The 11,831-nt window shown below is 55.6% G+C and carries 10 protein-coding genes; all 10 read left to right on the top strand.

The genetic code is table 11. The features are described 5' to 3' along the window. Positions 1-70 precede the first annotated feature (70 nt). The 10 genes from mraY (at position 71) to ftsZ (ending at position 11,593) form a co-directional block, all read left to right on the top strand. Positions 71-1,156 (top strand): phospho-N-acetylmuramoyl-pentapeptide-transferase, encoded by a 1,086-nt coding sequence (gene mraY / locus ABTW62_RS05925; RefSeq protein WP_430903669.1) that lies wholly within the window; start codon positions 71-73, stop codon positions 1,154-1,156. Next, entirely contained in the window at positions 1,153-2,568 is a 1,416-nt protein-coding gene (gene murD / locus ABTW62_RS05920; RefSeq protein WP_430903668.1) for a UDP-N-acetylmuramoyl-L-alanine--D-glutamate ligase, read from the top strand. Before mraY ends, murD begins: the two co-directional genes overlap by 4 nt. A 5-nt stretch (positions 2,569-2,573) precedes the next feature. Then, a complete protein-coding gene (gene ftsW / locus ABTW62_RS05915; protein ID WP_430903667.1) occupies positions 2,574-3,731 on the top strand; it encodes a putative lipid II flippase FtsW in 1,158 nt (385 codons plus the stop codon). A gap of 49 nt (positions 3,732-3,780) precedes the next feature. After that, a complete protein-coding gene (murG, locus tag ABTW62_RS05910) occupies positions 3,781-4,863 on the top strand; it encodes an undecaprenyldiphospho-muramoylpentapeptide beta-N-acetylglucosaminyltransferase (RefSeq protein ID WP_430903666.1) in 1,083 nt (360 codons plus the stop codon). After that, on the top strand, positions 4,860-6,278 hold the full coding sequence (gene murC, locus ABTW62_RS05905; protein ID WP_430903665.1) for a UDP-N-acetylmuramate--L-alanine ligase: 1,419 nt from the start codon (positions 4,860-4,862) through the stop codon (positions 6,276-6,278). The genes murG and murC overlap by 4 nt, the downstream gene beginning before the upstream one ends. Before the next feature lie 51 nt (positions 6,279-6,329). Beyond that, the gene (gene murB / locus ABTW62_RS05900) at positions 6,330-7,298 is read left to right on the top strand and encodes a UDP-N-acetylmuramate dehydrogenase (protein WP_430903709.1); all 969 of its coding nucleotides are present in this window, start codon (positions 6,330-6,332) and stop codon (positions 7,296-7,298) included. A gap of 2 nt (positions 7,299-7,300) precedes the next feature. Further along, positions 7,301-8,215 (top strand): D-alanine--D-alanine ligase, encoded by a 915-nt coding sequence (locus ABTW62_RS05895; RefSeq protein WP_430903708.1) that lies wholly within the window; start codon positions 7,301-7,303, stop codon positions 8,213-8,215. A gap of 122 nt (positions 8,216-8,337) precedes the next feature. Further along, positions 8,338-9,111 carry a cell division protein FtsQ/DivIB gene (locus tag ABTW62_RS05890; RefSeq protein ID WP_430903664.1) on the top strand — a complete coding sequence of 258 codons (774 nt, stop codon included), beginning with the start codon at positions 8,338-8,340 and terminating at the stop codon, positions 9,109-9,111. Between the two features lie 25 nt (positions 9,112-9,136). Next, complete coding sequence (ftsA, locus tag ABTW62_RS05885) at positions 9,137-10,375, top strand: cell division protein FtsA (protein ID WP_430903663.1); 1,239 nt, start codon at positions 9,137-9,139, stop codon at positions 10,373-10,375. 66 nt (positions 10,376-10,441) lie between these two features. After that, positions 10,442-11,593, top strand: coding sequence for a cell division protein FtsZ (gene ftsZ / locus ABTW62_RS05880; protein ID WP_430903662.1), 1,152 nt, complete (start codon positions 10,442-10,444; stop codon positions 11,591-11,593). Positions 11,594-11,831: the final 238 nt, after the last annotated feature.

The following is an 11,831-nucleotide window of genomic DNA, read 5'->3' as shown; positions in this document are numbered from 1 at the left end:
ATGAATAGTCAACAAAACCATTACACCCGGACTGGCAAGACTGTCCAAGGATCGGCGGGAGAGCAATAGAATGTTATTGACCCTCTCCCAATGGATTGCAGAAGACATCCGCGCCTTCAATGTATTCGGCTATATCACGCTGCGCACCATGCTGGCCGCGCTGACCGCATTGATCATTTCATTTCTGATCGGGCCGGCCATGATCCGTAGCCTGACCGCCCGCAAGATCGGTCAATCCGTGCGCGATGACGGCCCTCAATCACACTTGGTCAAGGCGGGCACCCCGACAATGGGGGGCGCACTTATTCTGATAGCCGTGATGATCACAACGCTATTGTGGGCGGATCTCACCAACCATTATGTCTGGGTGGCCCTGCTGACGACACTGGGTTTTGGCTTGATAGGCTGGGTCGACGATTACCGCAAGGTTATGCAACGCAATTCCAAAGGGCTTTCAGCAGCAGCCAAGATTTTCTGGCAGTCCATCATCGCCCTGTTGGTCGCAACCTATCTTGTCATGACTGCCGAGCTTCCCCAGCAAACCGACATGATCGTGCCCTTCTTCAAGGAAGTGGCGATCCCCTTGGGCACCTCCCTGTTCATCCTGCTGACCTACCTGGTAATTGTTGGCACCAGCAATGCGGTCAATTTAACCGATGGGCTAGATGGTCTGGCCATCATGCCGACAGTCATGATCAGCGGCGCATTGGCCATCTTTGCCTATCTCGCCGGTCATGTCGTATTTGCCAAATACCTTGGCATTCCGCATATTCCGAATGCCGGGGAACTGGCCGTTTTCTGCGGGGCATTGGCTGGCGCCGGTCTGGCATTTCTGTGGTTTAACACCAATCCCGCGGAAGTGTTCATGGGCGATGTCGGCGCGCTGGCATTAGGGGCTGCATTGGGTGTGGTCACTGTCATCGTTCGTCAGGAGATCGTGTTGGTCATCATGGGTGGCGTATTTGTCATGGAAGCGCTTTCAGTCATGATCCAGGTGGCTTCCTACAAGCTGTTTGGCCAACGCGTATTCCGGATGGCACCGCTGCATCATCATTACGAACTCAAGGGCTGGAAAGAAAATCAGGTGGTTGTGAGATTCTGGATCATCACCATCATTCTAGTGCTGGTTGGGCTGTCAACATTGAAACTACGATGAATTTATCCGGCAAAAAAATCCTGATACTGGGCATGGGTAAAACCGGCGTGTCAATGGCCAAATGGCTATCGCGCGCGGGCGCATTGATATCGGCTGCCGATACGCGCGTCCCCGCCCCCAACCAGGCTCTGATCAGCCAGATCATTCCACAAGAGAGAATATATGCTGGTCCGCTCCGGGCCGCTATTTTCCAGGATCTCGACGCAATCGCCATCAGTCCCGGCGTCGCCTTGACCGAGCCACTGGTACAGACGGCCCTGCAAGGCGGTCTGCCGGTTATGGGCGATATCGAGTTGTTTGCACTGGCACTGGATCAGTTCGATCAACAGCATGCAAAAATAGTGGCGATTACAGGCTCCAATGGTAAAAGCACGGTGACCACCATGGTCGGCGAGATGGCCAGGAGCGCTGGATGGGATGTAGAAGTGGCAGGCAATATTGGGTTGGCTGCCCTGGATGCCCTCATGAACAGATTGGATGCGGACAAATGGCCGCATTTGTGGGTGCTCGAGCTTTCCAGTTTTCAACTGGAAACCACGCGCAACCTGTGCCCCGATGCAGCAACCGTCCTGAATCTGAGCGAAGACCATCTGGATCGTTACCCCAGTATTCAAGAATATGCCGCAGCCAAAGCCAGAATTTTCTTCAACGAGCGCTGCACGCACGGGACACAAGTACTCAATCGGGATGATCCCAAGGTTTGTGCCATGGCCCGAAGCAACAGCAAACAATTGACCTTTGGCATGACTGCACCGGTTTCGGACGAGGAATTCGGCCTGCTGCCGGATGGCTCGGATTTATGGCTGGCACAAGGCAACACCTGTCTACTCAAGACCAGCGAGCTCGCGGTGGCCGGTCTGCATAATGCAGTCAATGCACTGGCAGCCCTGGCGCTGTGCCGGGCTATTGCACTCCCCTACGAACCGTTGCTACGCGCCTTGCGGACATTCAGGGGATTGCCGCACCGCATGCAAAAAATCAGCGAAATCAATGGCGTCACATTTTTCGATGATTCCAAAAGCACCAACGTCGGTTCAACCATGGCCGCATTGAACGGCCAGCAAAAAAACATCATCCTGATCGCTGGCGGGGACGGCAAAGGACAGGATTTCACACCGCTAAAACAACCGATCATCAAGCATGTACGCAGCATCGTGTTGCTGGGACGTGATGCCGACAAGATGGCAGCCATTCTCGAGGATTGCGACATCACCGTGCACCGGGCAGCGACCATGGAAGAAGCCGTTCAGGTCAGTTTTCTGCTGGCCGAATCCGGGGATATCGTTTTGCTTTCTCCGGCCTGCGCCAGTCTGGACATGTTCAACAGTTATATCCACCGGGCCGAGGTCTATCTTGCCGCTGTCAAAGCCATCGAACACAAATTCATCCTGACCGCTCAGACTTGCCATTGACGAATATGAGTACATCCACCCTTCACCGTCAACCCATCGAAACCGTACTGGACATGCATCTGATCTGTTCGGTACTGGCGTTGCTTGGCCTGGGACTGGTCATGGTGTACTCCGCTTCCATTGCAATCGCCGAGACGGAACGCGACACACACGGCGCCTACTACTACCTGATCAGACAAAGCGCCTATATCCTGGCAGGGCTGATTTTTGGCTATATCGCCTTTCAGGCTCCGCTGCATGTCTGGCGGGAATACAGCCCGTATCTACTCGTGGGCGGTATTTTTCTATTGGTTCTGGTTCTGATTCCGGGTGTCAGCCGTGAAATCAATGGCAGTCATCGCTGGCTTTCATTGGGGGTAGTGAATTTTCAGCCATCCGAATTGATGAAGCTGCTGATATTGGTTTTTACTGCTGATTATGTGGTGCGCAAGGCAGCTTACCGGAACCATTTCTTCAAGGGCTTCGTGCCCATTCTCTGTACGCTGCTGATCGTCGCGGTTCTATTGCTGCAAGAGCCTGATTATGGCGCATTGGTCGTCACCATCGCCATCGTACTGGGCATCATGTTCATGGGCGGGATGAGCCTGAAAATATTCCTGATACTGGCCTGTCTGCTGCCGCTGCCACTGATTCTGCTGATTTCGCTGGAACCCTACCGGATGGACCGGATTATCGCCTTCATGGACCCCTGGGCAGATCCCTTTGACAAAGGCTATCAGCTCAGCCATGCATTGATCGCCTTTGGGCTTGGCGAATGGTGGGGAGTCGGTCTCGGGGGGAGCGTCGAAAAGCTGCATTATTTGCCAGAAGCGCATACCGATTTCATGCTTGCGGTTCTGGCGGAAGAACTGGGTCTGGCAGGTGTCGCCACCGTGACGGCACTCTTCGCCTGCCTGCTGGTGCGCGCATTCAGCATTGGCCGGACCGCCATCATGCATGGCGATCATTTCGCCGCACTGGTCGCGCAGGGGATCGGCATCTGGCTAGGGTTGCAGGCCTTTATCAATATGGGGGTCAACATGGGCTTGCTGCCGACCAAAGGACTCACCTTGCCATTCATGAGTTATGGCGGCAGCAGCATCGTTATCAACTGTATGGCGATGGCCTTATTGCTGCGCATCGACTGGGAAAACCGGCTCAAACGCAAGGGGCTGAGTGTATGAACCCGTATTGGCATTCGCGGAATACTTCTTCACATAAGGGGGGCGTACCATGGCGCGCACACTCATGATTATGGCCGGTGGGACGGGTGGCCATGTGTTCCCGGGGCTGGCCGTGGCCAGCCACATGCAGGCCAATGGCTGGCAAGTCGTGTGGCTAGGCACTCAGCAGGGCATGGAGGCGACGCTGGTGCCCCAGTATGGCTTTCCGATCGAGCTCATCCAATTCTCGGGCTTGCGCGGAAAAAAACTGCTGGAACAATTATTGCTCCCCTGGCGATTACTGAGAGCCTTCTGGCAAAGCCTGCGCAGTTTGCAGCGCCGCCGGCCTGATGTGGTCCTAGGAATGGGCGGCTATCCCGCCCTGCCGGGCGGCATGATGGCAGTCCTGCTCGGAAAACCGCTGCTGATTCATGAACAGAACACGATTGCCGGATTGACCAACAGAGTGCTTGCCAAAATCGCCGACCGCGTACTGCTGGGTTTTCCCGGCGCCCTCTCTGGCCGGACAGAGCAGGTCCTGGTCACAGGCAACCCGATCCGGCCGGAAATTGCACAGCTGCCCTTGCCTGAGCAACGCTATGCGGCACGCACGGGCAAGCTCAAGCTCTTGGTCATCGGCGGCAGTCTGGGCGCACAAAGATTGAATACGATCGTGCCGCATGCCTTGAGCCTGATTCCCGAAGAAAAGCGTCCGGTAGTGACACACCAGGCGGGGAAGGCGCATCTTGCCAGTTTACAAAATACTTATGCCGAGCAAGGCGTGGCAGGCAACTTGGTGCCCTTCATCGAAGACATGGCCGCACACTACAATGATTGCGATCTGGTGATCTGCCGGGCTGGCGCACTGACGATTTCCGAACTGGCAGCAGCGGGCATAGCCAGTATTCTGGTGCCCTATCCGCATGCAGTAGACGATCACCAGACCAGCAATGCACGCTTCCTGAGCGATCGTCATGCAGCCATGCTGTGGCCCCAATCTGAATTGACCGCTTCTGCACTGGCGCAATGGCTGATGCATTGCACGCGCGAACAATTACAAATCATGGCAACCCATGCACGCGCCTTGGCTGCGCCGGCAGCCACGCAAATGGTGGCCCAGGCCTGCCAGGAAATTATCGAGACCAAACCATGAAGCATAAAATCCGGCATGTACATTTCGTTGGCATCGGCGGTTCCGGTATGGGTGGAATCGCTGAAGTGCTCATCAATCTGGGTTTCCAGGTCAGCGGATCCGATATCACCGACAGCCAGACAACCAAGCGACTCCGGCAGCTCGGCGCGACAATTAATCACACCCATACCGGGGAAAATGTTCAATCGGCAGATGTTGTCGTGATTTCAACCGCAATCAAGCCAGACAATCCGGAAGTCCTGGCAGCACGCGCGCGCCAAATTCCGGTAGTGCCGCGCGCCATGATGCTGGCAGAACTGTTACGCCTGCGACGAGGTATCGCAATTGCCGGCACCCATGGCAAAACCACCACCACCAGCCTGGTCGCAAGCATTTTGGCGGAAGCAGGGCAGGATCCGACCTTCGTTATCGGCGGCCGCCTCAAAACAGCCGGCAGCCACGCCAAGCTAGGTAGCGGCGAGTTCATCGTCGTGGAAGCAGATGAATCCGACGCCTCGTTTCTCTACCTACAGCCTGTGCTGACGGTCGTGACCAACATCAACGCGGACCACATGGATACCTACGAGCATGATTTCAACAGACTCCTACAAACCTTTGTCGAGTTTGTCGAGCACTTGCCTTTTTATGGCATGGCCATGCTGTGTGTGGATGATCCCAATGTGCGGCAGATCATTCCGATGATTACCAAACCCATCACCACCTATGGTTTGACGGATGACGCACAGGTGCGCGCAACCGAAATACGTGCCGAGCATAGCAAAATGCATTTTCTGGCGCATATCGGCGTGAACGGTTCGACGCGCACCCTGCCTGTCACGCTCAATCTGCCGGGCAGGCACAATGTCCAGAATGCGCTGGCGGCCATCGCCGTCGGCAATGAACTGGGCGTAACGGACGCAGCCATCATACGGGCCTTGGCCAAGTTTGGCGGTGTGGAAAGACGATTCCAGCCTTATGGAGAAATTCCCATCCCAAGGCAGGGCAGTTTTTCCCTGATCGATGATTATGGCCATCACCCCGCAGAAATTGCAGCAACGCTCGCCGCCACACGGGGAGCCTTCAGCGATCGCAGACTGGTGCTGGTATTCCAGCCGCACCGTTATAGCCGCACCCGGGATCTGTTCGAAGACTTTGTCAGCGTATTGTCTAGCGCGGATGTGTTATTGCTCACCGAAGTCTATGCGGCCGGCGAAGAACCGGTCATCGCCGCTGACAGCAAATCCCTGGCGCGGGCAATCAGAGTACATGGCAAGCTCGAACCGATATATGTGGCGCAGATCGATGATCTGGGCGATGCGATTCGGGCCATTGCACAAAATGGTGATGTCGTGCTGATCATGGGCGCGGGATCGATCGGAAAAGTGGCCCCTGCCATTGCGCAATCGACGCAGAAACTGGTCTTGATAAATGGTTAAACAAAACGCATGCAGATTCTGACCGACAGCCTTAGCAAACAGCCAACCAAGATGGGACGAACACTGCCAGACACGCACTCGACCCACATCGACACCCATCTATTGCGTGGGGATTTGCGCAGCGACGAGCCGATGCAGCGGCACGTATCCTGGCGCGCGGGAGGGCACGCCGCAAACTGTTATCGGCCAGTTGACCTGGATGATTTAGCTATTTTTTTACAAACCTGGCCCAAGCATGAACCGATCTACATGATCGGCCTGGGCAGCAATCTGTTGGTCCGGGAGGGTGGTGTGCAAGGTGCTGTGGTCTTGTTGCATGCCCGTCTCAACGAGCTGTTCATCGCTGAACAGGATGAACAAGGCGGCCTGATTTATGCTGGTGCGGGCGTCCCCTGCCCCAAACTGGCGAGATTTGCGGCATTGCACAATCTGGCCGGGGTGGAATTTCTGGCAGGCATTCCAGGCACCATAGGCGGCGCACTCGCCATGAATGCCGGATGCTACGGCTCGGAAACATGGGAATGGGTCGAGCGGGTCAAAACAATCGATCGCAGCGGCCACCTGTCCGAGCGGCCTGCAAAGGCTTACCGGGTTGGCTACCGGCAGGTCGAATTGCGCGATAGCGCTTCGTCTGGCCTTAACCAAGCCTGGTTTGCTGGCGGCTGGTTCCGATTGCCGGCAGGCAAAATGGAAACCTCGCGCCAGATCATCAAAACCTTGCTCACTGCGCGCATCACAAGCCAACCATTGGGGCTGCCTAACGCAGGATCGGTATTCCGTAATCCCGAAGGGGCATTCGCAGCACGATTGATCGAGCAATGCGGCCTGAAGGGGTTGCGTATTGGCGATGCAATGGTCTCGACGCAGCATGCCAATTTCATTGTTAATTGTGGCCAGGCCACTGCAACCGACATCGAAGCGCTCATCGAGACCGTGCGTAACAGGGTGCTAGCCAGGCTGAACATTGCGTTAGTCACAGAAGTGCGCATCATCGGGCAAGACAAGGAGCATCAGCTGTGAGTATGTCAGACTTTGGAAAAGTAGCGGTATTGCTTGGGGGGCGCTCCGCCGAGCGCGAGATTTCGCTGAGAAGCGGGGAAGCTGTCCTGGCCGCATTGCGCCGTAGAAACGTGGATGCACACGCTTTCGATCCGGCTGAACAGCCTATGGAAAATCTGTTAAAGGCCGGTTTCAAGCGTGCCTTTATCGCGCTGCATGGCCGCTACGGTGAGGATGGTTCCGTTCAGGGTGCGCTCGAGCTGATGGGACTTCCCTATACCGGCAGCGGCATTCTCGCCAGCGCACTGGCGATGGATAAATGGCGCACCAAAATGATCTGGCAGGCGGCGGCGATCGATACCCCGCGTTACAAGCTATTGCACGCGGACAGCGACTTTCACGAAATAGCGGACGAGCTGGGCCTGCCGCTGATTGTCAAACCGGCCCGCGAAGGTTCGACGCTGGGTCTGAGCAAGGTGCGCTGCGAGCAGGATTTCCAAGCCGCTTATCGCACGGCGGCGCACTATGACCCGCTGGTCCTCGCTGAACAGTTCATCGAGGGCATCGAGTTGACTGCGGCCATCTTGGACAACACACCCCTGCCACTGGTGCGGATCGATATCGCCGAGGACTTGTACGACTATCAGGCCAAGTATTTTTCCAACAATACACGCTACACCTGTCCAAGCGGGTTGCCTGAAGCGTTGACACACCAGATCCAGGCCATGGCGCTACGCGCCCACCAGGTATTGGGCTGTTCCGGCTGGAGCCGGCTGGATGTCATTCTGGATCGAGACAATCAGCCTTATTTTCTTGAGGCCAATACGTCGCCCGGCATGACCGATCACAGCCTCGTACCCATGGCCGCCAACGCCATTGGGATTTCTTTCGATGAACTGGTCGTGCGTATTCTGACCTTGAGCCATGAACATGCCTGATATATCGGTTAACTCAAGTCATATCCGGTTACTCGGACACCACTGGCTCTTCGGTAGCGCCAGCACAATGCACTGCGCGCACCCGATTGAGTCCGAATCCTTGAATGCCTAGAGTTGCGCTTATGTGGAACGATCATCAAACACTGAATTTTCTGGCCAACATCATGCTGACAGGCGTCTTGCTGGCCACATTATATGTGGTGGGCACAAGGGTCCTGACGCTGCCCTTCTTTTCACTGCGGGAAATTCGGGTCGAAGGTGTCGACCACTCGCAAACGGTGCCCGTCAGCCTGACGCATGTCACTCGCGACCAAATCAAGCAAATTATGCGCAATACGGCCGACACCAATTTCATGACCGTGGACTTGAAGGCGCTGCAGGCAGCTTTCATGGAACTGCCCTGGGTCAGGTCGGTAAAAATCTCGCGCGACTGGCCGCCAGCACTGGATGTGCTGCTTGAGGAACACGTGCCCTTGGCATACTGGGGAGAGACGGCGTTGATCAACACACATGGCGAACTCTTCCGCGCCATGACTGAAAACGCACATCTGCCGGTATTTGTCGGCCCCGATGTTCAAAGCAGCCACTTGATCACAGATCGATACCAGGCACTTAACGAATTACTGCAGCCAGTAGGGCAAAGCGCCCAAGAAATCGTTTTAACCCCCCGGCACGCCTGGCATATCCGGCTTGATACGGGAACCTGGTTGAAACTGGGGCGAAAGCATATCGAGTCACGTCTAAGACGCTATGTCGCTGTCTATCAACAGCATGGCGAGAGCCTGACCCAGCAGCAAGCACTTGCCTATGTCGACTTGCGCTACGCCAATGGATTTGCCATTCGCAAGCCGTCAAATGTTTCGCATACCTTACCTCGGTCAGGTCGTGCATGGTAATTATGAAATCGGGGAGATTGTAAAAATGAGTAAAGCCAAAGAAGGCAAAGACATGATCGTTGGCCTCGATATCGGGACATCCAAAATTGTGGCCATCGTCGCTGAAATTAAGCCCGAAGGTGGCTTTGAGATCGTGGGATTAGGCAGCCATCCGTCACGTGGACTGAAAAAAGGGGTGGTGGTCAATATCGAAACAACAGTCAATGCGATCCAGCGTGCGCTTGAGGAAGTGGAGTTGATGGCCGATTGCCGGATCACTGAAGTCTATGCCGGCATCGCAGGCAATCATATCAAGGGTTTCAATTCGCATGGAATGGTCGCGATCAAGGACAAGGAAGTCACGCTGGCGGACGTCGACAGGGTGATGGAGACCGCCAAGGCCGTCAATATTCCAGCCGACCAGCAAATATTGCATATCCTGAATCAGGAATTCATCGTCGATGGTCAGGAAGATGTGCGCGAACCGGTCGGAATGAGCGGTATCAGGCTTGAAGTCAAGGTGCATATCGTGACCGGTGCAGTGTCGGCCGCCCAGAACATCGCCAAATGTATTCATCGTTGCGGACTGGGCGTACGGGATCTGGTCCTACAACCCCTGGCCTCGGCCAAAGCAGTACTTTCCGAAGACGAAAAAGACCTAGGCGTCTGCCTGGTCGATATCGGTGGCGGCACGACGGATATCGCCGTCTTCACGAATGGTGCGATACGCCATACGGCAGTGATCCCGATCGCAGGTGATCAGATCACCAATGACATTGCCATGGCGTTGCGCACACCGACCAAGGATGCGGAAGATATCAAGTGTCGTTATGGCAGTGCCTTGCGCGCACTGGCAGATGTGCGCGAAACAGTAGAAGTGCCAGACGTTGGCAACCGGGGTACTCGTCCGCTTTCCAGGCAAACCCTGGCAGAAGTTATCGAACCACGCGTGGAAGAGCTTTATCTGCTGATACAGGCAGAATTGCGGCGCAGCGGGTTCGAACAGTTACTCTCATCGGGCATCGTCATCACAGGCGGCAGCAGTTCCATGCTGGGGATGGTCGAGCTGGGTGAGGAAATTTTCCATATGCCTGTACGACTGGGGCTCCCCGTCTATAAAGGTAGTCTGGAAGAAGTTGTACGAACGCCACGCTACTCGACTGCCATTGGACTGGTGATGGCAGGCATGGAGGACCGCCTCCATCATCACCATACCAAATTGAAGAGTGGCTCCGCCAAGCAAATTCTGGCGAGAATGAAAGGATGGTTCCAGGATAATTTTTAACCCGGAACCAAAACAAGCTTTAACGGGACGTTGTCTACAAATCTACCATGCAATAGGAGAAATGCTATGTTTGAAATCACGAATACCGAATCCCAGGAATTGGCGATCATCAAAGTTGTAGGCGTAGGAGGATGTGGTAGTAACGCGGTCGACCACATGATCAGAAATGAAATGAAAGGGGTGGAATTCATTTGCATGAATACCGATGCCCAGGCGCTCAAAGGCAGTCTCGCGCCGACCGCATTGCAGCTGGGCTCCAATGTCACCCGTGGACTGGGGGCCGGCGCTAATCCCGATATTGGCAAAGAAGCGGCATTGGAAGACCGTGACCGTATCGCCGAAATGGTACAAGGGGCCGATATGCTGTTTATCACCGCCGGCATGGGAGGCGGTACCGGTACCGGCGCCGCACCGATCGTGGCGCAGATTGCCAAGGAAATGGGCATTCTGACCGTGGCGGTCGTCAGCAAGCCCTTCTCCTTCGAAGGCAAACGCCTGAAAGCGGCACAGGCCGGCATGGAAGCACTGGCGCAACACGTCGACTCGCTGATTGTCATTCCCAACGACAAACTGATGAATGTGCTGGGCAATGACATCAGCATGCTGGACGCGTTCAAGGCCGCCAACGACGTCCTGCATGGCGCGGTTGCAGGTATCGCGGAAGTGATCAATTGCACCGGTTTGGTTAACGTGGATTTTGCCGACGTGAAGACTGTCATGTCGGAAATGGGCATGGCCATGATGGGTTCGGCCCTCGCCAGCGGTGTCGATCGCGCACGCATGGCCGCAGAACAGGCCGTCGCCAGCCCGCTGCTCGAAGAAATCACCCTGACCGGCGCACGCGGCGTATTGGTAAATATCACCGCCAGCTCGGCGATCAAAATGCGCGAAGTGCAGGAAGTGATGGATACGGTCAAGAAAATGACGGCTGAAGATGCCACCGTGATCGTCGGTTCGGTGATCGATGAAGGCATGGAAGACAGCCTGCGTGTCACACTGGTCGCCACCGGATTGGGAAGTATCAATCATCAGGCTCAGAGACCACTGACAGTGGTCCACTCCCGTACCGGTACTGACGACAGAAGCCCCGCCCAGAATGTGGACGAGCCCGCCGTGATGCGCACCGGCAGAAGAAGCAACGCGACCGTGACCGCCATGCAGCAATCCGGCATGGATCCCATGGATATTCCTGCGTTCCTGAGAAGGCAGGCTGACTAACTCTGCTTGCTGAATGGGATCGGCTTGCCGCCGATCCAGGAATAGGCATATTCCAAATATCCCGTTGTATGGTACCGCCGCCCCTTTCCCAGGGGTGGCGCATGCATCGCATGATAGATCTCTTCCACCAACACATCAGCCCATCATCCTGCCATTCCCAGCCAATCGGTCAGCTATGACGGTGTCAGGCGAACTCCACTCGGCACTGGTCGAGAAACTCACCCTGACCACATTAAAG

It is taken from the genome of Nitrosomonas sp. ANs5 (assembly GCF_050584665.1).
Classification (GTDB): Bacteria; Pseudomonadota; Gammaproteobacteria; order Burkholderiales; family Nitrosomonadaceae; genus Nitrosomonas.
This window is presented reverse-complemented; position numbering and strand designations above follow the sequence as displayed.